The organism is Bacteroides sp. D22, from assembly GCF_000163675.1.
GTDB lineage: Bacteria > Bacteroidota > Bacteroidia > Bacteroidales > Bacteroidaceae > Bacteroides > Bacteroides xylanisolvens.
Map to the genome: position 1 here is coordinate 53,193 of NZ_GG774805.1, position 25,463 is coordinate 78,655.

The 25,463-nt window shown below is 40.7% G+C and carries 20 protein-coding genes; 3 read left to right on the forward strand and 17 right to left on the reverse strand.

Features of this window, described 5'->3' with window-relative positions:
* Positions 1–2: 2 nt before the first annotated feature.
* The 8 genes from HMPREF0106_RS13420 to HMPREF0106_RS13385 form a co-directional block, all read right to left on the reverse strand.
* A complete protein-coding gene (locus tag HMPREF0106_RS13420; protein WP_009039848.1) occupies positions 3–1,277 on the reverse strand; it encodes an STM4012 family radical SAM protein in 1,275 nt (424 codons plus the stop codon).
* Positions 1,274–2,128 carry an STM4013/SEN3800 family hydrolase gene (locus tag HMPREF0106_RS13415; protein WP_009039849.1) on the reverse strand — a complete coding sequence of 285 codons (855 nt, stop codon included), beginning with the start codon at positions 2,126–2,128 and terminating at the stop codon, positions 1,274–1,276. Before HMPREF0106_RS13415 ends, HMPREF0106_RS13420 begins: the two co-directional genes overlap by 4 nt.
* Complete coding sequence (locus tag HMPREF0106_RS13410; protein WP_009039850.1) at positions 2,115–3,125, reverse strand: STM4014 family protein; 1,011 nt, start codon at positions 3,123–3,125, stop codon at positions 2,115–2,117. The genes HMPREF0106_RS13415 and HMPREF0106_RS13410 overlap by 14 nt, the downstream gene beginning before the upstream one ends.
* A gap of 3 nt (positions 3,126–3,128) precedes the next feature.
* A complete protein-coding gene (locus tag HMPREF0106_RS13405) occupies positions 3,129–4,202 on the reverse strand; it encodes an STM4015 family protein (RefSeq protein WP_032851299.1) in 1,074 nt (357 codons plus the stop codon).
* Positions 4,203–4,417: 215 nt separating this feature from the next.
* The gene (locus HMPREF0106_RS13400; RefSeq protein WP_004317719.1) at positions 4,418–5,551 is read right to left on the reverse strand and encodes an OmpA family protein; all 1,134 of its coding nucleotides are present in this window, start codon (positions 5,549–5,551) and stop codon (positions 4,418–4,420) included.
* A 401-nt stretch (positions 5,552–5,952) separates the two neighbouring features.
* Positions 5,953–7,539 carry an ATP-binding protein gene (locus HMPREF0106_RS13395; protein ID WP_009039852.1) on the reverse strand — a complete coding sequence of 529 codons (1,587 nt, stop codon included), beginning with the start codon at positions 7,537–7,539 and terminating at the stop codon, positions 5,953–5,955.
* Positions 7,540–8,221: 682 nt separating this feature from the next.
* Positions 8,222–9,427, reverse strand: a complete 1,206-nt coding sequence (locus HMPREF0106_RS13390) for a cupin domain-containing carboxymuconolactone decarboxylase family protein (RefSeq protein WP_008643451.1) — start codon at positions 9,425–9,427, stop codon at positions 8,222–8,224.
* Positions 9,428–9,542: 115 nt separating this feature from the next.
* Entirely contained in the window at positions 9,543–9,938 is a 396-nt protein-coding gene (locus HMPREF0106_RS13385) for a putative quinol monooxygenase (protein WP_008643453.1), read from the reverse strand.
* Positions 9,939–10,123: 185 nt separating this feature from the next.
* On the opposite strand from HMPREF0106_RS13385, the gene HMPREF0106_RS13380 reads away from it, so the two are divergent.
* The gene (locus HMPREF0106_RS13380) at positions 10,124–11,035 is read left to right on the forward strand and encodes a helix-turn-helix domain-containing protein (protein ID WP_009039853.1); all 912 of its coding nucleotides are present in this window, start codon (positions 10,124–10,126) and stop codon (positions 11,033–11,035) included.
* 153 nt (positions 11,036–11,188) lie between these two features.
* On the opposite strand, the gene HMPREF0106_RS13375 is transcribed toward HMPREF0106_RS13380, so the two are convergent.
* From HMPREF0106_RS13375 to HMPREF0106_RS13350, 6 genes are all read right to left on the reverse strand, one after another.
* Positions 11,189–11,764, reverse strand: coding sequence for a sugar O-acetyltransferase (locus HMPREF0106_RS13375; protein WP_009039854.1), 576 nt, complete (start codon positions 11,762–11,764; stop codon positions 11,189–11,191).
* A gap of 85 nt (positions 11,765–11,849) precedes the next feature.
* Positions 11,850–12,776 carry an EamA family transporter gene (locus HMPREF0106_RS13370; protein WP_009039855.1) on the reverse strand — a complete coding sequence of 309 codons (927 nt, stop codon included), beginning with the start codon at positions 12,774–12,776 and terminating at the stop codon, positions 11,850–11,852.
* A gap of 70 nt (positions 12,777–12,846) precedes the next feature.
* A complete protein-coding gene (locus tag HMPREF0106_RS13365; RefSeq protein WP_009039856.1) occupies positions 12,847–14,004 on the reverse strand; it encodes a MalY/PatB family protein in 1,158 nt (385 codons plus the stop codon).
* A 3-nt stretch (positions 14,005–14,007) separates the two neighbouring features.
* The gene (locus HMPREF0106_RS13360) at positions 14,008–14,871 is read right to left on the reverse strand and encodes a DUF3737 family protein (protein ID WP_009039857.1); all 864 of its coding nucleotides are present in this window, start codon (positions 14,869–14,871) and stop codon (positions 14,008–14,010) included.
* A gap of 55 nt (positions 14,872–14,926) precedes the next feature.
* Complete coding sequence (locus HMPREF0106_RS13355) at positions 14,927–15,958, reverse strand: alpha/beta hydrolase (RefSeq protein WP_009039858.1); 1,032 nt, start codon at positions 15,956–15,958, stop codon at positions 14,927–14,929.
* Positions 15,959–16,368: 410 nt separating this feature from the next.
* Complete coding sequence (locus HMPREF0106_RS13350; protein ID WP_004317699.1) at positions 16,369–17,136, reverse strand: class I SAM-dependent methyltransferase; 768 nt, start codon at positions 17,134–17,136, stop codon at positions 16,369–16,371.
* 178 nt (positions 17,137–17,314) lie between these two features.
* On the opposite strand from HMPREF0106_RS13350, the gene HMPREF0106_RS13345 reads away from it, so the two are divergent.
* Positions 17,315–19,072: a 1-deoxy-D-xylulose-5-phosphate synthase gene (locus tag HMPREF0106_RS13345; RefSeq protein WP_009039859.1), complete on the forward strand. Its 1,758-nt coding sequence runs from the start codon at positions 17,315–17,317 to the stop codon at positions 19,070–19,072.
* 169 nt (positions 19,073–19,241) lie between these two features.
* Here the strand turns inward: HMPREF0106_RS13345 and HMPREF0106_RS13340 are convergent, their stop codons facing one another.
* Positions 19,242–20,132 carry a helix-turn-helix domain-containing protein gene (locus HMPREF0106_RS13340; protein ID WP_009039860.1) on the reverse strand — a complete coding sequence of 297 codons (891 nt, stop codon included), beginning with the start codon at positions 20,130–20,132 and terminating at the stop codon, positions 19,242–19,244.
* 155 nt (positions 20,133–20,287) lie between these two features.
* Here HMPREF0106_RS13340 and HMPREF0106_RS13335 point away from each other — a divergent pair, with 155 nt between their 5' ends.
* Complete coding sequence (locus tag HMPREF0106_RS13335; RefSeq protein ID WP_004297076.1) at positions 20,288–20,959, forward strand: YczE/YyaS/YitT family protein; 672 nt, start codon at positions 20,288–20,290, stop codon at positions 20,957–20,959.
* A 156-nt stretch (positions 20,960–21,115) separates the two neighbouring features.
* On the opposite strand, the gene HMPREF0106_RS13330 is transcribed toward HMPREF0106_RS13335, so the two are convergent.
* Both HMPREF0106_RS13330 and HMPREF0106_RS13325 read right to left on the reverse strand, forming a co-directional pair.
* The gene (locus tag HMPREF0106_RS13330; RefSeq protein WP_009039861.1) at positions 21,116–24,406 is read right to left on the reverse strand and encodes a S41 family peptidase; all 3,291 of its coding nucleotides are present in this window, start codon (positions 24,404–24,406) and stop codon (positions 21,116–21,118) included.
* A gap of 17 nt (positions 24,407–24,423) precedes the next feature.
* Complete coding sequence (locus HMPREF0106_RS13325; RefSeq protein ID WP_004317690.1) at positions 24,424–25,245, reverse strand: MBL fold metallo-hydrolase; 822 nt, start codon at positions 25,243–25,245, stop codon at positions 24,424–24,426.
* Between the last annotated feature and the right edge of the window lie 218 nt (positions 25,246–25,463).

The window sequence follows — 25,463 nt, forward strand, 5'->3', positions numbered from 1 at the left end:
GTTCAATAAGAATAAGTTTCCATCAGCCCTCTTATTTCAGGAGTAATGAACAACTGACCAATATAATCAGAATATCCTATTCCTTCGGAAGTAAGACAAATGCGGTCATCTGTATTTTCTATCCATTGCCGTTCTGCCAGTTGCCGGAATAATGGAATATCATCCGGTGATTCGCCAAAACGACGCTTATATTCGGCTTTATCAAGCCCCATATAATACATCAGATTTTTAATGATGAAACGTTGCCTTCGTTCTTCTTGAGAGAGAATAAATCCATTGCGAGCTACTGTAAAATCAGCAGTGCCCATATAGTCATCTATCTCTCCGGCAATGCAGTGTTGAGAAACAGTATACCGGGTGGCATAATGTAAATTACCCAAGTAACTACGTCCGCCGGAACCACACGAAAGCATCACTTCATCTCCACAGGAAATTTCCGCATCAGTAGACGGATGATGAATAAAACGCCGCATCGAAGTTTGTAGAAAGCCTCTGTCTTTCAACAGATCACGGGCGGTACAATACATCCGGAAACAGACATCATCAGGTTCCCGCTCCGTGATAGCTGTTCCCTGTCGCACATATAACGGATAGATAAAGAGTTCGTTAGGCTGAAACAGAAGAGCCTGCTCCAAGGAATAGAGAAAACTATCCACTGTTTGTCCTTTGATTCCGTAAATCAAGTCGATATTAAAAAAAGGAAATTCCATCTTCCGGATAGTTTCCAACGCCTGATTGATCGTGTCTTGCCGAGGACGTCTTTTCAAAGCGGTTAACTCTTCGTTGAGAAAACTTTGTATACCGATACTTATACGATCCACTCCTGCCTGTTTCAACCATGTCAAACGGGCAGGATCAGCATACTCCGGTGAGGTTTCTATGGAAGTAAAAGCATGTGAGGGATGCACTCCGAACAGGGCAGCCGTCTCCAATAAGTATTCCAGTTGGGAAACGGTGAGAAGCAACGGTGTACCTCCTCCAATGGCGAAACTGTCAAAGATCAGTCCGGTGGTGAGAGGTGACAATTGTTGTGCCTGCTTATGAAGGGTTTCCAAATAAGTTGCGATATAATCCGCACGATTGGTTTGTAGAGAAAACAGGTTACAATATCCACATTTATGACTACAAAAAGGAATATGGAAATAGAGCGATGCCTTCTGCCCTTCCACCTGTTCCAGGTAAGGAAGCAGCGAAACCGGAGATGGAAAAGGACGATAGGCAGTTTTATGTGGATAGCTATACATATAGTCTACATATCGTGGTAGCTGTTGATTCATTGTTTCGTTAAAATAAAGTGTTTGTAAGGGACTGTATAAACCGTTTCGTGAGATATGCAATGGTATTCATACCCATCTTCACCATAACAAGTGCCATGATCGGAAAGGGCAATCACCAGCGTATTGCTCCGTTTCTGAAAAGCCTGAAACAAACAAGGTAACTGACTGTCAATATATTGCAGGGCAGCCGCATGTGATTCTTTATCATCTTTCATTTTACCCTCCACATAATGACAGTTCGGATAATGGATAGCAGAAAAATTGATATACATAAAGATCCGTTTGTCGTCCGGATAATTTTCTAGTTTTTTCAATGCAAAATCAATCTGTTTTTCAGTACTATCGGGTGCTGTGCATCCAAAGGTAGGCAGCCAATAACTTTTAGTAAAGTAACCGGGGAATACACGCCCCAGCTCATTACGCTTGCTAAAGAAGTTTACGCCACCTATACAAATCGTTTCATAGCCTGTATGGGCAAGGCTCTGCACAAAGGTTGCTTCTGTAAATGGATAACTTCCTTTGGGCGGAATACGTCCTGTACCCGCTTGCACGGGGAAAAACAACCAGTTACGACTACGCAGTGAATGAGGTTCTGCCGGAGAAGGCAGAAATCCGGCAAAGATGGCAAAATGAGACGGGTAAGTGAAATTTCCCGGAGCATGTCTTTTCTCCCATTCTCCTCCATGGCTGTTCAGTACAGGCGTTCTTCCGGCCGCTTCTTCCTCTTTGCTGACATCATACCGCAAGGTGTCAAAGCAAAGCATCAATATATCATGAGTACCCACCACCTGATTCATATCCAGATCCGGATGACGGGTCTGTTCGCCAGCCGGCAGTTCATCTATTTGCATGGTTATATTTCTTTTTTATGTTTTTTATTTGTTGAGTATAAATAGAATTATGAGCAAACATATCCTGATAAACATGGTCTCCTTGTCCGTTGACTTCTATTATATAAGGAATATCCGTCCCTCTTTCTATCAATACATCTACTCCTGCATAACGCAAATCCAAGGATTGCACAGCTTCCTGACATTGAAAATAGATTTGTTGCCGTACCTCTTCGGATAGAGACAATTCATTCCACCAATGCGCCTTGTTGTTCAGGTGTAAATTCGTTATGCTTCCTTTACTGCATCTCACAACGATATAATCTATTTCAGACTCCCGGCACACTACCCGAAGGTCGTAATTTTCTCCTTGCAATTGTGCTTTAGGAATCCATTCTTCGAGGATAGCTTCTGTTTGTATCACAGCTTCTGCCAACGGGATTATCTCTTTTTCCACGCTCAAACGATTGATTCGTTTGGTATTATGAATCACTCCGTCCACTTGCCGCAACGTAGTATAGACTACCCACTTATTCCGGTTGGGCTGATAACGAATCGCCATAATGCCTCCCGCACCCGAACCATAACGGGGTTTTAAAAAGCATCCTCTACCACAATCGGCAAGAAGCTGCCGTAACTCATCGAAAGAGTGTGGAGACGGTAACATCGGAGTCACTTTCAGCCCTTTGTCCATCAGGACTTCTTTTGTTTCCTTTTTATCAAGAGCACGCAACAAAGCATCAGGAGTATTTAAAAAGCACACATCATCAGGCAGGCTCATCTCGCTCAAACGTTGCAATGTCTCCTTATATGCCTGATTCAACAGCGCATATTTCAGGAAATCAGTTTCATCACTTACACAGGGTTCCAGTTTGATAACTGCCTGCCGCAATAGCGGCAAGCAGCTAAAAAGTTCCTCATAAGTCATAAAACAAACTTCTGTCTGCAAGTGCTTACCTGCTTCAACAAAGTATTCTATACGTTTGGATAAAGAGTTGCTGACAACGATTATCTGCATCTCCTATTCTGTAATCATCGGGTAATACCACAATTCACCATCATATTCATCCGCCTCTTCGGTTTCGGCAATGTCTATTTTCATAGGAAGGTTCTGCAACTGTTTCTTCATGTCCTTACTCAAATAATTATAGCGCATATTGATAAACTTCAAGTGAGCGATTTTATCCATATTATCCAGCAATAACTGTGCACCTTCATCTTTCAGAGTACCGGCCGAAATATCCATGGTTTCAAGTTGAGGAAGAATATCCGATTCCAGGAACATTTCTACAATACTATCCTGTTCTTCAGAGTTAACAAGCCCCAGATAAGTCAGCTTCGGGAAACGCTCTTTGGAGAAAAGCGGACGGAAGATCTCAATGTCACCTTCAAATCCGTAATCTTCCACACCAACATATAGAATCAGTTTTTCCAGATTGGGAAAATCAGAAGCAAGAATGTCCTCTACCACTTCAGTAGGCAGACCACCACTGATTATTTCCAGCGACCGCAACTCCGGACGTGAAGTTTTTCCCAAGCGCAGATTGTTTGTTCCTTTTATTTTCAGATCCTTCAATTTAGGCATACTATCGAGCAGCGGACTAAGGTCGGCTTGTTCAATCCATGAAATCTCCTGTTCTTCCTGTTCAATATCACCCCAAAACAGGCCTTCTATCTGTGCAAACTTGTCCTTATTTTCAATGAGGCCTTGTAACAAAGCCGAACAGTCATCACCTTCATAATCCCAACAGCCAATCGTTATTTGCTTATATTCAGAGAGATGCTTGTCTTTCAATATCTTATCCAAAAGCTTCACATCGTTTTCATACTCATCATAGCTCAATGTATATTTCTTAGCTTCCACTTTCATTTCACGTGCAGTTTCTTCGGCAGTTTCCACATAACCTTTCTTTGTCTTCTCTGCAATCAGTTTGTTGGCAGCCTTTTCAGCGTCTTCAGTAGTTGCGTAGTTTTTCACTTGTGTTTGTCCGTCAGTCCCCAGCTTACCATAATTTACAGTAACATCTGTTCCGACTACCTCTATACTCCAGAATTTCTGCGATTTAAAATCTTGGAAAACGAATACTCTCTTCATAATACAGTTTTTAATGGTTGATATTTGCACACTCAACACAGAACGCGCATGAACAATACTTGCAAAAATAGCTATTTTATGTAATGTACAAAGAAATCTGTTTACTAATCTTTCAGGCTTATTCAAAAATAAGCCGCTTATCTATAAAACCAGTACATACAACAAAGGCTGCCTTTTGGGCAGCCTTCATTATTCTATTTATGTAATCTATCTGTTTAATCTTCAATCGTACATATACTTACACGGTTCCAATCCGGTTCAGTAAACATGTCGCCTACGCCCTGACCTTCAGCAGTGATGCGGGATGCACTAATCTTGTATTTATTAACAAGGATAGTTTTTACAGCCTCTGCACGTGCAGCAGCGATTCTTGCGTTGACCTCCACACTACCTTCCGGAGAAGCGTATCCTTTAATAACTACTTTTGAGTCAGCATATTTCTTCATGTATGAAGCTACACGTTCCACGTTAGGAAGTTGGGAAGCGTCAACCGATGATTTACCTTGTCTGAAAGTAATGATAGATTCAGGTACACGGGCGGTTTTCACTACTGTCTCTACCGGAACAACTTTTGTACGACAGGCTTCAAGTTCTTCTTGCAGTCCGTTGATGCGCTGGTTGGCGTTGCTGATCTGACCGTCTTTGTTGTTCACTTCCGAACGAAGCGCATTGATGGAAGAGTTCAATCCGTCAATTTCAGCTTGGTTGTACACTCTCACTTTTGCAAAATGATGTGTTCCGTTACTTGTCTTAAAGTGATATGTCAATCCGGCTGTCAATTCGAAACCTGCGTTATTGGCATTGAAACGGCTCTTTGTTTCGGGGTAAGTGCCTTGCATATCATATACAATGGCAGGTTTGATACCCAATGTCCATGCTTTGCTTTCGCCCAAGTTGAAGTTGAAATTCAATCCCAAACGGGTAGACCAAGTGTTCTGATCTCCATCACCATTCACATAATAATGTAACCAGCCCATTCCTGCAACGGCTTCCACTTCAAACAAACGGGGTTCGCCTTTGTAACCTGCAAACAGGTTCATCAGGTTGACTTTACCCAATACGCTGACGTCGGAAGCATCGAAAGATGTTTTACTCGGAGTAGTATTAATGTATCCCATTCCTTGGAATCCCAAACCGAAGATAGGAGTTAATTGCTTGGAAACTCCCACTCCAAAAGCAGGACGCATACTTTTAAAGAAAGCACTGTGAGTAAGGGGAGTGATTGCACCGGCATTGACTTCCACAGACCAATTGTCTGTTACTTTTGTACCTTCTACAACTGATTGGGCATTTGCTGTAACGCCACCCAATATCAAGGCTAATAAAATAATCGATTTTCTCATAATCATAAGTTTTAAAATGTAATGTTTTATCTGCTAAATCATTAGAAATGTTTTATTTGTCCATGTCTAACTTTCTAGTTCATTTTTTAATTCGTTATTCACTTTAAACAACATATCATATCAAAAATTAGTTCGCAAGCCTAGTAGCCAATTAACATCTATTGTGTTTTCGAGCAATCTAAAATATGAAAAATAGAACATCGACCGGGAGTTGTCAAAAGAAACATTAAAATCAACGTCTATATCGCATAGGGAACGGAGTAATGGAAGATATAAGCTATCGTTTCCTTCCTCGTCCTTCCAAAAAGATTTCTAAAAAAAAACGCTCAAACGGATGCTGTTTTACCGTTTGGGCGTTACTTTTGGGGGGTGAAATTATATACTATACTTTTATTATCAATTCCCTACTATCCTTCTTCCTCTACTAACCATCGACTCAAATTGCGTTCTTCCTTACTGAACTCTGCACCTATTTTCACTATACGGCAACCATTAGTAGTATAAGGTATGAGATAGCCGCGATTATTAATCTGTGCCAATGCTTCTTCTGCGGTACCGTTTAGCTTAAATTCGAAGACATAAACAGCATTTGCTGTTTTCACCACAGCGTCAGCACGTCCCAGGGCACTTTGCACTTCGGCGTTAATAAACTGCCCCAGTAGTTTAAAAACAAGATAGAATACCACTTGATAGTGACGCTCTGTCTTATCATTCAGTTCGTAGGGAAAATCGGCAAAGAACGCACGAAGACGGGTGAGGAAAGCCTCAACATCTCCTGCCCTTAGTTCTTTTACAAACTGTCCGATATAGAAGGGGGCTTTCGATTCATCCAACGAGGTATAAAACGGAGTGATAAAATTAAGAAAGCCATACTTCACCTCATCATTGGGGTAACCCAGCTTGTAGAGACGCACTTCTGTATCATATCCTTTAATGGTCAGATAGCCGCTTTGATAAATCATCGGCACAGGGTTGTTCACGTCAGCACGGTCGTCGGTAAGAGAGGCGGCAGTTACTTCCAATCCGTCCAGTTCACGCAAATCATAATGGGTCTTCTTCAGCATTTCGGCAAGGAAAGTGGGTGTTCCACTGGCAAACCAGTAATTCTCAAACATCCCGCTCCTAAGCACATTCAGTATGCTGAACGGGTTGTACATACCTTCCTTACGGACATAGTTGAAATGATATCCGTCATACATACGAGTAAGGTATGCCATACAATCTTCTTTTGTCAAACCGTTCCTTTCTGCCAACCGTTCCAGTTCCGGGACGAAATTGGCTTCAATTTCCGGGCGGGTCATACCACAAAGAGCATTGTATTGCGGGTCGAAGCTGATATCGATCAGTTGGTTGAGAGTGCTGAATATACCCATTTGAGCAAATTTGGTCACTCCGGTGATAAAGACGAAGCGCAACCAGGGGTCTGCTGATTTCAGTACAGTATAAAAAGCGGTGAGCATTTCGCGGAACTTGTCTTGTAATTCCGGATTATGCATGGAGCGAAGCAGCGGTTTGTCGTACTCGTCAATAAGAACAACTACGCCACGACCTGTTTGTCGATAAGCTTCTTTAATGACTTGCATGAAACGACCGGAATAACTCAAACCTTCCTCACTGGTTCCATAGACTTTTTCCCAACTACGAAGCTGCAATTCAAGTCCGTTTCTCAATCCTTCTATTTCAGAGTAATCCTCGGCATTAAGGTCAAGATGCAGTACAGCGTGTTCGTTCCATTCTGTTTCGAGCTGCTCAATGGCAAGTCCTTCAAAAAGCTCTTTCTTTCCACAGAAATACGCTTCCAGTGTAGAAAGCAGCAGACTTTTGCCAAAACGACGCGGACGGCTAAGGAAATACGGATTGCCCGTTGAGGCAAGTTCGTAGACAAATGCTGTTTTGTCAACATACAAATAGCCGTCGCGACGAAGTCTCTCAAAACTTTGTATTCCGATAGGCAGATTGCGCCGGGGTCCTTTCAAACGGTCCATGATATCCATAACTTCTTCTCTTTATAAATGAAACCTTTGCAAAGATAACAAATCTTGCAGTGAATCGATCATCAAATATGAGGTTTTATTATCTCGTCCTGCAAAGTTTCCGACAGATAAAAACAGGTATTCAAAGTGCATTTCAAAACAAAGCTGATAGATAACATAGAGTAACAATAACAAGAATAGTGGAGAAACTATATTTTATAAAATTAAATTACCCAGTCAATATATCAATTATTATTATCACAACCACACAAGTTTCTATCCTTTAGAGAAAGGTTATACAAAAAAGATAACAACCTACCACATAAACATAAAGAGCGTTATTAATAAATACTGTGACCGTTTATTATAAACGTCCCTCCTGTTTATTATAAACTTTAAAACCTGAATTTGCAAAAATATATTCAATAATAGGTTACAAAAAAGGCTGCGAACTCTGTAAAGTTCGCAGCCTTTGGGCTATATCTGTTGCCTTATCCCCTAGTATAAGCTAAGGGAATGAGCTAAGTTCGTTGTAATATTATACTATTTTCCATCCATTTCATATCCATATTCCGTCTGTTTTTTCATTCAGTATTCATTCGTTTCATACTTTCCCGGACTACAAATATATAACATTAAAAAGCGTTTGTCAAGTCCCGGATAGATTTTAATCGTTATCTTTGGGGATGCATCAATGTCTTTATTACTTTTCCGGAATCACTTCGTTCAGACAGGCTATGGCATTGAGTGTGCGCGGATAACCAATAAATGGCAAGAGTTGCGTTACGACTGCCAGCAACGTATCTTTATTATTCCCTACGTTGGCATTTCCCTGTATGTGACTTTTTACCTGCGATTCACAGCCGCCTAAAGAAACAAGTATCGAGAATGTAATCAGTTCGCGGGTCTTTACATTCAGTCCGCTACGTGTCTGATAGTCGCCGAAACAGTTGGCGGAGAGGTAACGTTGGATGTGCTTCTGATTGTCGGGAGCGTTCTTATGCATCTGTTCTATCCGTTCACCAAATATGGATTTCTGCAATTCCAGTCCCTTATTGAAACGTGTTTCGGATGATACAACCGATTGTCCTTCCAAAGGAAGACGCACGCCACGGGCGAGCAATATATCATTGGTGATGCCGATAAAATCTCTGACCTTAGCCATGCCCGCATAGGCTACTGACTGGTAAAGGATTTCTTTTATTTCTATCGGAGCAATGCCTTCATTAAGTGCGCTTTCGAGTGTGATGCGGTATTCGGCCTGCGCTTGTGAAGCAATATTGGATGCCAATGTTACCATAAGACGGGTTTTAATGTCCAGTGCACCGTATTCTTGCACTTCTTTTGTAAAATTACTAAATATATCGTCCAATTCAGGATCGGTAGCTTGCAGTCCGATTGCTACGTTATCTTTCGTTACTTCGGCATACTGTTGGTCATCCACTCGTTCCAACCATGTATTCTGGTTGGTCTGCGGATTGCATCCGATAGCCAAATGTGAGAACCAACTATCGGGAGCGGCGCCATGCCAGTGTTCTATGTTTGGAGCAATTTCAACCACATCACCGGGAAGTAAACGGCGCGCCGCTTTACCACGTTCCTGATAATATCCCACACCGCCGACGGCAATCAGGAGTTGTCCACCCGTATGGCTGTGCCAATTATTTCGGCAGCCAGGCTCAAAAGTAACGTTGGACATGGGTACATTCAAGTCTTTGTTACCAGTCAGCGGTGCCAGCCAAGATCTACCCGTAAAATATTGTTCGAATCCTGTATTCGCTTTTCCTACCGGAAATGCGCTGATGTTTTGAGGTACTTCTTCTTTTTTCATATTCTGTGCATTTATAGATTGCATCGGGATTTGCATCATTCCGATAGCTGTTACAATAATAAAAAACAATTTTCTCATATAACTACGTATGGTTTATTATTTATGAACTCTCTAATAATGCAAAGTTAGCTATTCTGTTCCAACTCTTTATGATACAAATTACGGATATAGAAACCAATATTACTGATTCAATTTACTTAATCTTCAGCCCGGGAATGAGTGGAGTGGTATCTACCAGTTCGAGCGACTGCACCATATCAAGCGTTTCTTTTTTATATTTCTGAAAATGAGGCGTAGCAATATGGCTTTTATAAGCTGCTTCATCAACATAAATTTCAAGAATTGTCACATGGTGGGGACGTTCTTTCTCCGCTACGGCATAGAGTACCAGCACACCTGGTTCTAATCGCATGGAGGCTTCGATTTCTTCCTTCAGATAAGCATTATATTCTTCCAGTCGTGCCGAATCGACTGTTATGCGAGACAACCGTACTTTATTATTTTCGGTGGCAAACCGCTCAACCGGTTTAATGATGCTGGCCGAAATAACGGCAGCAAACAATAGAAAAGCAATCAGTAACTTTTTCATCTTGATAACTTATGATAGTTCGAATTTCAGTATTAAATTACCGATTACAAAGTTACTGGGAATCATCCACCCCGGATGTAGACGATTTACGAATATTTATACCCCAATCATGGATTTTGAAGATGGAGAACTAATTTTATGGATAAAAGAATTATATTTGTAACCTACTAAAAGCAGACAACGCTATGGAAGAGAATTATAAAGACGAAATGATTGTAATAGATAACGTGAATCGTTATAACGAAATATTCGGACTTGAAACCAAACATCCGTTGGTCAGCATCATCGATCTCACCAAGGCCACCACATGGCCTACACGCACATGGTTTCGCTATGAAGTGTATGCGCTATTCTTGAAGAATGTAAAATGCGGTGATATTAAATACGGTCGTCAATATTATGACTATCAAGACGGAACCATTGTCTGTTTTGGCCCCGGGCAAATTACTGATTTGGAATTGATCCAAAATATTCAGCCCAATGCGCACGGCCTCCTATTCCATCCCGACCTCATACGAGGCACTAGCCTCGGACAAGAAATAAAAAACTACTCATTCTTCTCTTACGAAACCAATGAAGCACTCCATCTTTCTGAAGAAGAGCGACAGATAGTAATGGATTGCCTGCAAAAAATAGCAATCGAACTAAACCATGCTATCGACAGACACAGTCGCCGCCTCATCTGTACCAATATCAGATTGCTGCTTGATTATTGTATGCGCTTTTACGAACGGCAGTTTGAAACCCGAAACAAAGTTAACAATGATATTATCGTCCGCTTCGAACATCTGCTCAATGAATATTTTGAAGGAGATGCTCCGCAACATTTAGGATTGCCATCGGTCAAATACTTTGCCGACAAAGTATTTCTTTCTCCCAACTACTTTGGCGATATGATTCGTAAGCAAACTGGTAAAACCGTCTCCGAATATATTCAGGATAAAATGATTGAACTGGCAAAAGAACAACTCTTGTCTTCAGATAAAACAACGAGTCAGATTGCCTACGAAATCGGATTCCAGTATCCACAACATCTTAGCCGAATGTTTAAACGAATTGTCGGGATGACTCCTAATAAATTCCGCACGCAAACCTGACATTTTAAATACAGATAGCGTCATTATTAGATCAACACATTTCTCCCTAATACTCCCCGTTCTGGTATTTTTTACGTTATGAACGGGAAGTGCTTAACATAGCATTACAAGTGACTTTTTTACTGACGAGATAATACGAATATTAAAGAAGCGTCAATCCTCTATCTGTTTAAGGATTCTACACGGATTGCCAACCGCCAGCACATTGGCCGGAATAGACTTTGTGACAACGCTCCCTGCCCCAATAGTTGTATTATCGCCAATAGTTACTCCCGGAAGAATGATGCATCCTCCACCAATCCACACATTATTGCCAATAATCACCGGAGCCGTCTGTGACTTCCAAAAAGTACTGTTTTCAGAGGTTCTTTCCGATGCCTTTGTAGAATGAAAAACAGTATAAATATGTACTCCCGGCCCAATCCCCGAATTATCACCGATAACAATCTTGTTACAATCAAGAAAAACGCAATTCATATTAATCTCTACATTCTTCCCGATATAAATATTCTCACCATAGTCCACAAAGAAAGGAGCACTAATCCAGACATTATCCCCCCTTGAACCGATTAATTCATCTAATAAATCAGAAATTTTACCTGCATCAGTAGTGAGAGTATTATTATACTCCTGTTGAAGCTGCTTTGCTTTATGCCATCTGGTCAGTAACTCATTATCAGCACAATCATAAACTTCTCCCGCCAACATTTTTTCTTTTTCTGTTTTCATTTCTCAAATTATTGGTTTATTCATCCTGATACAAATATAAGGAATTATATTATCGAAATGATATAAGATGTACATCGTTTTCTATTTATTGCGCTTTACGCTTCCGACCTATCAACATCACTCCCAACAGAATAACCAGCAAACCGGAAACCTGAATAAAAGTAACCTGTTCGTTTCCTAAAAAGACTCCTAAAAGAACAGCAATAAAAGGATTGACATAAGCATGTGTCCCTACCTCCGCAGCCGGACGCACTTTCAACAGCCAAACGTATGCCGAATATGCCAGTAAAGAACCGAAAGAGACTAAATAAAGCAGGGAGAGCCAGCTTGTAACCGAGACTTCACGCAAATCGGCCTCCCGAACATCTCCATTGATAACAGCACAAAGCCAAAACATTCCACTGGCAAAAAGCATCTGCCAGGCAGAACCGGCAAAAGCATTCACTTTTTCTTCACGAGAAGAACGATATTTGGCATATAGCGTTCCCAAAGCCCAGGATATGCACCCGAAAATAAGGAGCAGAATACCACGCTCACTATACGAATGTAACCATCTGACATTGAGTTGCTCTGCATAAAGCATCACTACCCCTCCGAAACCAATCAAACCTCCCATTATAGTAAGTGGATTACGGAAATTAGTACGCCACATCGGGACATCCAACAGCAAAATCCAAAGGGCTGTGGAAGAAGCGATAATGGCTACAAGGCTACTGGTCAGATAACGTTGCGCCAACATAACGACAGCCATATCTACAAACAACAATACAATGCCACTAACGGCGGAACGTTTTACCAAGCTTTTCTTTATAATTTGTTCTCCCCGCAAATAACAGATTCCCAGAAGTATAATCCCGGCAGCCGTAAACCGGAGCGCTCCGAGAAGGAAAGGCGAAAAGTCTTTCAAGGCCACACCGATAAAAAAATAGGTGGAGCCCCAGACTACATAAATGAGAAAATAGGCAACAACAATACCTACCGTATTCCCTTTCGAACAATTCAGACTTTCCATATTACTTCTTTTCATTCGTATTTACGGGGAGTGAGAAGGGGGATTTCTCAATAAACTGACAATTATTTTATTATTTCAAAGCCCGCTTCAATCTGTTTAATCCATCTATCAACCGCTGTCGCGGACAGGCAATATTGATACGGATAAATCCTTCACCAGCCTCTCCATACAGGCTGCCTTCGTTCACCCAAAGTTTTTCTTTCTTCAACAAGTCTTTGACTATTTCCGCTGACGCCTGATGCAGAACCGAACAATCTACCCAAACTAAATACGTACCTTCCAACATCATTACAGGAAACTCCGGAAGATAGGTCTCGAAATAACCTTTTAAATAGATGTAATTCGCAAACAAATAGATTTTAAGTTCTTCCAGCCATTCTTCACCCTCATTATAAGCAGCTATCAACGCCTCCACTCCAAAAGGATTCACATCACAGACTTCATTTATATTAATCGCTTTATCTATCCGCCTCCGTACATCTGCATCTGCGGAAATGATATTGGCTATCTGAAGTCCTGCCAAATTAAAGGCTTTGCTAGGCGAAACAAAAGTGACCGAGTTCAGTAGGAATTCTTCTGATATAGAAGCAAAAGGAGTATATTCATGCCCCAGAAATACCAATTCACAATGAATTTCATCCGCAACCACAAACACATTATTTCGAAGACAAATCTCACCTATCCGCCTTAACTCTTGCTTGCTCCACACTCTTCCGGCAGGATTGTGCGGATTGCATAACAACAGAAGTTTTACCTTCGGGTCTGAAGCTTTCCGCTCCAAATCATCAAAGTCAATCTGATAGCCCCTGTTTCTATATACCAAAGGATTGGCAATCATCTCGCATCCGTTATTACGGATAGAGGAGAAAAAACAGTTATATACAGGTGTCTGCACCATTACTTTATCTCCGGGCAGCGTTAATGCTTTAATCACAGCAGATATTGCCGGCACAACACCGGTGGTGTAAATAATCCACTCTTTTTCCATCCGCCAGGCATGCCGTTGAGCAAACCAATTTAGAACTGCCTCGTAGTATGCATCAGGTACACGTACATAACCGAAAATCCCATGTTCCACCCGTTTCTTCAATGCCTCCACGACAGGGGGAGCCGTACGGAAATCCATATCAGCTACCCACATCGGCAATACATCCGCATCTTCAGCCGAATCCCATTTATAAGAATTCGTTCCTCTGCGTGGAATAATTTCATCGAAATTATATTTCATATTTCAATTAAAACAGGTTAGATCGTCCCAAAGTTTCAATTCGCAATTTGCTGGTGATTTAATATTTTCGTCCAAAATGATTGCTCCGAAACTTTCGGCAACAATACTTCCCGTACGAGGATTTTTTACGCTATGAACGGGACTTTTAATCGTTGCCTTCACACTACTGTGTTCAAAAGCAAGGTCAGCATCTTCCGCCATCGTACAATTTTCCATCACCAGATCATGTGCGTAGCAAAGCGGTTGAGTCCCCGAAATCCTGCAATTTACCAGACGTAAGTTTTTAGAATGCCAGCCCAGATATTCTCCGTTCAGCTCGGAATCATAGACTGTTACATTTTCCGTATTCCAGAAAGCATCTTTGGAGTTGATAACTGCATTACGGATTTCTACATTCTTGCAATATTGGAACGAATAGTTCCCGTTTTGGGCATAGTTTTGTATCTTAATATTCTCACTGTGTATAAAAAGGTAATCCGCTTTATCAATCTGTACGTTCTTCAGCTCTATATTACGACAATACCAAAACGTTTCCAAAGCATTAGGCAACTGCACGTTTTCGAGTTTTATTCCGTCCATTTCACGGAACATCTTCGGTGCTTCTACCAAGGTATCTGCCATTTGCAGACTTTGAGAGTACCATAGAGCAGCACGGGCTTCCTCTGTAAAGAGACAGTTTTTCACAATGAATCCGTTGGTATGCCAAAAAGGATATTTTCCTTCAAAGCGACAGTTGATTGCTATAATATTACTACATTCTTTCAATGCAGATTCACCGGCGTGAATTGTTACATCTTCCAGTTGAAGGTCGTGGGTCGCGAACAGAGGACGTTCGCCTCCATATTCTTTATTTCTTATTTGTTCCATTAGTTTATTCTTTAATCTGTTATTTCAAAAGTTACATTTACACTTCCTGTTATCACTATTTCTTCAGATACTCCTTGAAGAAAGATTCCAGCTTGTCAAATGGTATAAGGCTTACACGGTCGTAAAGGTCTACGTGTCCGGCGCCGGGTACTATATACAGTTCTTTAGGTTCGGCGGCCAATCGGTAAGCGTCTTCACTAAATTCACGTGAGTGGGCATTTTCACCGGTGATGAAAAACATAGGGCGGGGTAAAATAGTCTCAATATCTTCGAAAGGATAGAAATTCATAAATTTCACATTACTTGAAAGTGTAGGATGAGTGGTGGTCATAGGAGTTGCTCCGTCGGGGGTAAATTCTCCTCTTTGTGTACGGTAGAACTCATAGAACTCCCGTTCAATCGGACTGGACTTTTCTGTCAGTTGATGTACGGTGCCACCTGTATATTTAGTTTCTCCACCTAAAAATTCAGCATAACGCTGTTCTGCCGCTTCAGCCATTATTTGCTTTCTCTGTTCCAATGTCAATGAGTGTTTTAACCCGTTACGGCTAGCCGTACCCATATTGTACATACTGATTGTCGCAATGGCTTTAAGGCGAGGGTCTATTTTCGCTGCACTGATAGCAAAACTTCCACTGCCGCAAATACCGATTACTCCAATCAGATTCCGGTCAACAAACGGACGGGTACCTAAAAAATCAACTGCGGCACTAAAGTCTTCCGCATAAACTTCCGGCAGAACAGCATTGCGCGGCTCGCCTTCACTCCCACCCCAAAAAGACAGGTCTATGGAGAGTGTTACAAAACCCCGTTCGGCCATTTTCGTTGCGTAAAGGTTCGCGCTCTGTTCCTTGACAGCTCCCATTGGATGTCCGACAATGATTGCAGGGTATTTGTCCCCTTCTTTCATATTCTTAGGCAGAAACAAATTTCCGGCTACCTTCATTTTATACTGGTTGGAAAAAGAAACTTTCTCCACACTTACCAAATCACTTTTATAAAAGTTATCTGCATCTGTCTGTGCAGAAGAAAAACTAGTTCCAAGCATCATCATAAATACAGTTGTTAATAATAAAATCCGTTTCATATCTCTTATTTTTAATTATTAAAGAATTGATTGTCTACTTTCTACATTGTAAAAATACGATGAAAGAAAGAGACTGTATGTAGATGAATTACTGACATTATTACCCGAATTACAGATTCTATTTTTTATCAATCTGCTATAATATCTATTCTAACCTATTTAAGGAAATGAAGTAAGTATCAAAACCAAGGAAGCCAAAGTCAGACTTCCTACTTTAGCGAACGCCAAATTTATTACGAGAAGTAACTAAAGAATCATTAAACAAAATGAGAAAAGTCGAAACTGAAAAAGAATTCTGATGAGTACTTCCAGTTCAAAAGGATAAAGACAGCCCCAAAAGGCCTTTAGGCAACCACGCTACCATACTGATTGCCGACAAATTACATTTTCACTTATTTATTAATAAAATCTCAATACACTAAATCACATTGACAAATAAATATCTGTTTTGCCGAATTATCGTCAAATGCCTCTTCTTCAAATCCGCCATACTTATGATTAATATGAAAACCATTCCATTCCAAATATGAATCTAACTCTTGAGGGAAGAACATTCTCATATCCAGATTTTGAATAGAGTTGAACTTGCCATTGATAAAATAATGCCATTCGATACGGTTAATCTGAGTTTTATTTTCATATCGCATAGTCTGCTTTATCAATACTTCTCTACCGTCATCGGTTGTATATGCAGCAATTTCTTTCTGCTCTTTTCCACCTTCAACTATATATTGGATATTCGGATTAAAACAATCAAACAGAAATAAGCCACCGTCTTTGAGGTGATTCTTAACGACATTAAATACCTTAAATAAATCTTCATTCTTATATAAATGATGAATTGAATTAAACGGAATAAAGATAAAGTCGTATTTTTCCGGCAAATTCAAAGTTCTGATATCTGCCTCGATAAAACTTATTTCTAATCCTGCTTCGGAAGCTTTAATTTTTGCCTGGGCAAGCATTGAAGGGGTATAATCAATCCCAGTAATATCATATCCTTCCTTTGCAATGGGCAGAGTGAGCCTGCCCGTACCACAACAAAGTTCAAGTATCCTGGCATCCTTGTTTTCCGGCAGCCATCGCTTATAAAAGTACCAATCATCTAGATTAGTATTCATCGCATCATAAATATTTGCATCATAAATTAAATCGCCCACTTTATAATCACTATTCATATATGTTGTCCTCCAATATATATTATCTACTATTTTTATGTTTATCGTCAGTCCTATTTTCCAAGGTCGGTAATATAGGTAAAATAATCCGTAATCTATATACAAATCGAATCTAAAATCAGCAGTATCTTTGCAGTGTGATAAAGATAATAGGTATAAACGTAAAAAACAAATTGATATGTATTTAGAAAATATTTACTCTCCCGCAGACGTAAAGAAGTTATCGTTTAAAGAACTCAATGATTTAAGTAATGAAATCCGTGCATCACTCCTGCAAAAGTTGAGTGAACACGGCGGGCATTTCGGCCCTAATTTCGGAATGGTGGAAGCGACTATCGCTTTACATTATGTATTCAATTCACCGGAAGACAAGCTTGTTTTTGATGTATCGCATCAGAGTTATGTACATAAGATGCTGACCGGACGGAAAGATGCTTTTCTCTATCCGGCAGAGTATGACAACGTATCCGGTTATTCCGAACCACAAGAAAGTAAGCATGATTTTTTTGTTATCGGTCATACTTCCACTTCCGTCAGCCTGGCTAGCGGATTGGCGAAAGGACGCGACCTGACCGGTGGCAATGAGAATATCATAGCCGTGATAGGCGACGGTTCCTTAAGTGGCGGCGAAGCATTTGAAGGATTGGATTATGTGGCGGAGCTTGGTACAAACATGATTATTATTGTCAATGACAATCAGATGTCTATTGCCGAAAATCACGGTGGACTATATAAGAACCTGAAAAAATTGCGTGACAGTAACGGTCAGTGCGAATGTAATTTCTTCAAGGCTATGGGATTGGATTATATGTACGTGAACGACGGCAATAATGTGGAAGCATTGGTTAAGGCTTTCTCTAAAGTGAAAGATATTCAGCATCCGGTAGTAGTACATATTAATACTCTGAAAGGGAAAGGTTATAAACCTGCAGAACAAGATAGGGAAACTTTTCACTGGCTCACTCCTTTCAATATAGAAACCGGAAAACCAAAGTTTGCCGAGGATGCGGAAGATTATAGCGAAATGACTGCCCAATATCTGCTGAAAAAGATGAAAGAAGACAAGCGAGTGGTAACAATCACTTCGGGTACTCCTGCCGTTCTCGGATTCACTCCGGACCGCCGCAAGGAAGCTGGCAAACAGTTTGTAGATGTCGGTATTGCAGAAGAACACGCAGTAGCTCTTGCTTCGGGTATCGCAGCCAATGGCGGAAAACCTGTTTACGGAGTGTATAGTACATTTATCCAACGTTCATACGATCAACTTTCGCAAGACCTCTGTATCAATAATAACCCGGCTGTTTTATTGGTATTCTGGGGTACACTGTCCGGAATGAATGATGTAACTCACCTCTGCTTCTTCGATATTCCGCTCATCAGCAATATTCCTAATATGGTTTATCTGGCACCGACTTGCAAAGAGGAATATCTTGCTATGCTAGAATGGAGCATCCGCCAAAATGAACACCCTGTTGCAATCCGTGTACCGGCAACAGATGTAATTACTTGTGGGGAACCGGTGGAGACTGATTATAGTGTTCTCAATCGCTATAAAGTAACGCATCGTGGATCGAAAGTAGCCATTCTTGCTTTAGGTTCGTTCTATGGATTGGGACAGTCGGTTGCATCACTTCTGAAAGAAAAAGCCAATATTGACGCAACACTCATCAATCCACGTTACATCACCGGTGTAGACAACGAACTGATGGATGAACTGAAAGCAGATCACGAATTAGTGATTACGTTGGAAGACGGTGTATTGGATGGCGGTTTCGGTGAAAAGATTGCCCGTTATTATGGTGCTACAAACATGAAAGTTCTGAACTTTGGAGCTAAAAAAGAATTTGTTGACCGATATGATATACAGGAGTTTCTCCGTGCCAATCATCTGACGGATGAACAGATTGTAGAAGATATCACAGCAGTGATCGGTTAAAATCAAACCCATGCACTATATATTCAGGTAGGTTGATGTATACGGTCTTTAAGGACAGTTGCATCAACCTACTTCCATTTTCATTCAAATCAGTCAACTTATTATTTAAATTCATTATATTCACTATTCAGTTCAGTAATTCCCCATTCAGTTCAGCAATCCTTTCCGTTCAAATCAATAATCCTTTCCGATAATTCAACGGAGTCTGTCCCGCATTTCTTTTAAAGAACTTACAAAAACCGGCTGCATCACTAAACCCCAGTTTAGTAGCAATCTCACCAACCGTAAATTTGGTAGAACTCAATAAAGTACGCGCTTCCATTACTAATAATTCATTAATAAGGCTATTGATAGTCTTACCTGTTCCAAGACGTACAATGCGTGCCAGGTACTGTTCACTAATAGCCAGTTTATCCGCATAAAAGCTCACGAAATGTTCTTCCCTGAAATTACGGGTAACGAGTGCATGAAATTCTTGCAGAACGTGGTCTTTACGACTGATCTCTTTTTTGATAACGGTCTTTCGGGAAAGAAAATCTGCTATATCCAAAAACAGAGAATTGCACGCTGCCTGTATACGCCGGAAAAGGAAATGATGTTCAATATTCATCAGATGCATCAATACTTCCAGCTCCTTATGGATGATTTGAGCTTCGTACTCCGTCAACTGAATCGTATATTGCTTATTCCGCCTCATAGTTGCCAGCAGGATTGCCGTGATTTGTGTCAGATATGAATCGTCTGTCCGCATAGATTCGGAAAGGGCGAGAGTGATAAATTTAATATCCCGACTTGAATAAAGATGTTCCGTGAGATAATTTGCTCCATGAATAAGTAACATATTCGGTTCTATCGCAATAAACTCTCCATTCAGTAGAATTTCCGAACGGCCTTCAAGAACGAATATCATATAAAGCCCCCGATTGAAATAACATTCATTTGCCGGATAACTTCTGTCTTTATATTCACTCCGGAAACAGACTACTTCCTCTTTATAATGAGGAAGTTCAGGATGCTCCTTCAACAACTGTGTATTATCAAATATACGAGATTTTACCATTTACACCTTTATTTTATGACGTAAAAATACGATTTGTTTCGGATATGACAAAAACTGTATGGAATTAGATAATCTATTTCAGAGTAAAAAACAGGACCTTTGCATATCCTTTTCAATACATGAGAAGAGAATCAATAGAAAGAGGTTAAAAAGACATGGAAATGAAAGAGATTTTTAAGAGGTATTTAGTGTTTGTTATCGGACTCTATTTTTTAGCGGCAGGTATCGTGTTGATTATACGCTCGGCATTGGGAACTACTCCCATATCGAGCATCAATTATGTGTTAAGCCTGAATAGTCCTTTATCGTTGGGTACTTGCACATTTATCATCAACATGGTACTTATCCTGGGACAATTTTGGTTAATCCGAAAGAATAGAACCCGACAGGATATTATTGAAATTCTTCTTCAACTACCGTTCTCTTTTATCTTTTCGGCATTCATTGATTTCAATATGATGCTGACAAGCGAACTGCATCCCGCTAATTATGGTATGTCGATTGCTTTATTACTTACAGGATGCATGGTGCAGTCTATCGGAGTAGTACTTGAACTGAAACCAAAAGTAGCCATGATGAGCGCAGAAGCATTTGTGAAATATGCATCCCGCCATTATAACAAGGAATTTGGAAAGTTCAAAGTTTATTTTGATATTACTTTGGTTACATTAGCCGTGATTCTCTCGCTCCTGCTGACTCAAGGTATTCAGGGAGTACGCGAAGGATCACTCATTGCCGCTTGTATAACGGGGTATATCGTCAGCTTCCTGAATCAGAAGATAATGACTAGAAAAACCCTCCATAGATTACTGCCGGTCTGGAAGTAAGCCCTATATCTATTTAAAATAAACGCCTTATAAAAGGAGTCATATAAAAAGGTCAATATAAGAAAATCACTATAAAAGAAAGTCGCTTCTCTGTTAGAATCTAATTGATTCTTTCAAAGAAGCGACTCTTTATTTTAGATATAATTACACTCGTATTTACTTCTTCTGACTATCTATCTCTTTCAGAAGTTCATCCACAGCCACCTTTAGTTGGGTATCCTCTCCTTTGACTACTGTTTCCAGATTATTGGCAACCTTTACATCCGGTTCCAATTGGGTATTTTCCAAATAACTGCCGTCAGGCAAACGATAACCGACGATAGGAATACCAAAAACCAGTGAAGGATCTTGTAAAGTTTCCCAGGACACACTTGTCATAGTACCTGGAACAGGCATACCGACAAGTTTGCCAATCTTTTGATGTTTATATACCCACGGAGTTCCGTGTGCATTCGAGTAGTTAGCTTCACATTGCAGCATAATGGAAGGTTTGTTCCAACGACGACTCGGCATATCACAAGCTTCACGTCCGCGTACTACCTGTGTGAAGTATTTCTGACCACTGAACAGTATTTCAATATCTTCATGCAGACGGCCACCACCGTTGAAACGGGTATCAATCACAATGCCTTCGCAGTTGTTATATTTTCCCAGAATGTCCGAGTATACAGTACGGAAGCTGTCATCTCCCATCGACTGAATATGAACATATCCCAAACGTCCTTTCGACCATTTTTCAACATCTGCCGCACGTTGTTTTACCCAACGTTTGTATAATAACCCATTCAGTTGCCCGTTGGTGACCGGTATCACCACTTCTTCCCAACGCTCTTTACTTTGTGGATTGTAGATTGAAATCAATGTTTTCTTCCCTGCTTTATTATTCAGCAAGCAGGTTATGTCATTATCGAGAGTTATCTCTTCTCCATTAATCTTTTCAATGATGCAACCAGCCTTTACTTTGGTACGTGAATGATCGAACGGACCTTTTTCTATTATTTCAGCAATCTGCATTCCTTTTCCCTGATAATTCCAGTCGAACAAGAGTCCGAGATTAGAAGTGACATCTCCTTTTCCTTTGGGAGAATAACGTCCTCCGGTATGTGAAACATTCAGCTCACCCAACCACTCACTCAATAATTCTGCAAAGTCATAATTGTTATCAATATGAGGCAGGAACTTACGATAAGCATTAGTCATAGCATCCCAGTCAACCCCGTGCATATTGACATTGTAGAAGCGTTTTTGATGCTGTTTGTACACATGGTCAAACATCGTTTCACGTTCGGCAGCCAAATCCATTTTCATTTCAGCCTGATAGCTGATGGACTTCAACGCATCCGACTTGGCATCCATCTTTTGCATAATCCGGCTTCCCAACAAAAAGATATCTCCTTTTTTGTCCAACATCAACGATGCCCAACCGGTATTGAGTTTGTGCAGACGCTTCGTATCTTTTTCACGGAGATTCATTTTCCAAAGGTCATATCCACCTTCGAACGCAGAGAAATAGTAAAGATCTTCCCCGTCTTTTGAAAGTATGGCACTACCCAAGTCGGATGAATTGGGAGTCAGACGCACGATACGGTCTTCAATGCCGTTCAGCTCGACAAGTATCTCTTTTTGGTCTGCCTTATCCTTGTCGATCTTGTCTTTGTCAGCATTTCCTTTATCTGCTTTTTCCGCCTTAGACTTCTTTGCGTCTTTCGTCTTCTCATCGTCTTTCTCCTTTGCCTTCTTCTGTTCCTTTTCAAATTCTTTGAGTAATTCGAAATCTTCCTTACTCAAACGGTAACGATCATAAGCATCCTGATTGAGAAACACCAACATCACATCTTGCTGCGATCCCCAGGAAGCATGCGCACGCATACCATAGCGTTCGGTTTGGAAAAGAATAGCATTCCCATCGAGTACCCAACGCGGAGCACCACTGATATATCCACTATTTGTCAGATTAGTAGTTGCCCCTCCCTGTGCGCTGACAATGCCTACATCCGAATAAGGATCGTGGCGGTTGCCTATAAATTCGAGAGTGAACCATTTACCATCAGGCGACCATTCGTAATCGAATCCACCTCCGGTGTTATACCATGTAGAACCATCCGTTACCTGACGTACCTTTTTTGTTTTCAAATTGAGTACCATCAAACGATTACGGTCTTCGATAAAAGCCAATTCTTTACCGTCCGGTGAATATTGCGGATAAGCACGTTCTACCGTTTTGGACGGTAATAATACTTCCTCTTCAATAAGAGTAGCATTAGGGAAATTCGGGTCTTCCTTACGACTTATTTTAGCGGTATAAAGTTGCCAGTTACCGGTTCGCTCACTGGCATAAACCAGTGTCCGATTGTCCGGAGCAAAAGAAACGGCAGCTTCTTTTGCCGGAGTATTTGTGATTTGCTTGGTGGTAGCATAATCAGTTGAAGTCACAAACACATCACCACGTACAATAAAAGCAATTTGCTTACCGTCCGGAGATACAGAAGCGGAAGTTGCTCCCTGTGAGAATTTAAGTGTAGCAAGCTGCTGCCCATCATCACGGACCAGTTCTACTTTTACTTTTTCCGGACGTGCACCAGACTTCTGTGTGTATAACTCACCATCATAGGTATAACATAAGGTACCTTTATCACTGACAGACAAAAAACGTACCGGGTGAGTTTTGAAAGTAGTCACAGCTTTCACTTCCTGTGGAGTACTCAAAGGGAAAGTATACACATTGAAAGAACCTCCATCACGCTCACTTAAAAAATAGACAGCATTACCATCAGGTGCATACACAGGATTACGGTCCTCTCCTCCCCGGTTTGTCAGGTTCGTATGTTTTCCCGTTTGGGTGTTATATAACCAAATATCTCTCGTAATGGAAGAAGTATGATGCTTTCTCCATTCATCCTCAAACCCTTTACGATCCTGATAAAGAAAGTTCTTCCCTGTTTTATCAAAACAGACCAGTTCTGCAGGAGTGCCCAGCACTTGCTCGGTACGTCCGCCGGCAACAGGAACTTTATATAATTCCGTCATTGCTCCTGTAGGAAACAGGGCACTGCTTGCCGGATCCTGTATAGAAGCAGAGAAAAAGACATACTTTCCATCCGGAGTAAAAGTTGACGGTATTTCTGATGCAGAATGGTAGGTCAACCGCCGGGCGGCACCTCCGTCAGCAGGCATGATGAATATGTCAAAATTTCCATTCCGGTCACTGGCAAACGCAATTTGCTTGCCATCGGACGACCAAACCGGATTGGCTTCATAAGAGGTTTGTGTGGTGAGTTGAACAGCTGTTCCTCCTTGTGCAGGGACTTTATAAATGTCACCCTTGTAACAAAAAACAATTTCTGATCCATCCGGTGAAATACGTGCATCACGCATCCACAAAGGAGTAATTGCATAGCTGGATAATGCTGATAGTACCAGCGCTAAAGAAGTTATTAGTTTCTTCATATCAAATTATTATAAATTTATTCCGATAAATCGGTTTGAATTAGTTTTCCCGTGTAATTATAAAATGTGCTGTCACCAAAGTCTTTGTAAAAGAAGGCATATTTATCCACTCCCGTACAATGACAAACGCCAATCTGTCGGGGAAGATATTCCTGTAAATAATCTGCAATGACCTGATATTTTTGTTTTTCCGCATTATGGATATGAAAACCTCCCAGAAGTAACTTACAAGGAGATTCGGGAAAGGCAGCCTGAACCGTACGCAAAATATTGGTTATTCCCCGATGAGAACAGGCACTTAATACAGAAAATCCTTCCGGTTCCACCAATACCATCGCCAATTCATCCTGAAAAGTATCCGGTATTTTGCATCCATCTTCTTGCTGAACCCAAAAACGTTCAAAATGGGTATCTTCCTGATTTATAATATCAATAGAGGGAAAAAGGAAAACTCCGGGAAGCAGCTCGGTCTGCTCTGTAATAAAGCGGAAACGGGAACGATCGAGGTTTTGTGTATGCATCATCCCGTTCTCACGTTCATCCTTGAATTTAGGAGAAAAAACCTCACACTTACAAACAACGGTTGCCTGCGTATTCAATTCCAAAAAATAACGTAGTCCACCCGTATGATCGCTATGACCATGAGATAATATCAAATAATCGACTTTTTGCAAGTCAATATGCAACAAGCGGGCGTTACGGATAAACAAGTCGGATGCTCCCGTATCGAAAAGTAATCTATGTTCTTGAGTCTCGATATATAGAGAAAGACCATGTTCTGCCTGCAATTTACGTCCATAGACACAATTCTCCACAAGAGTCGTTATTTTATAGCCCATGATACTTAGTTAGTTATCAAACGAATTATACAAAATAAAAAGTTCTGCCACAAAATTATAATAATTCTGTGGCAGAACAAGCAATCCAGTCAATTAAGTAATCGTAAAAAGGGGAAAATCTGGAAAACATAACCGTCTTTTCCAGATTTCCCGTCAGGTTTTAAAAGTTAAGTTCGAAACGATATCTCAAATATTCGAACAAATCCATTTATCATATT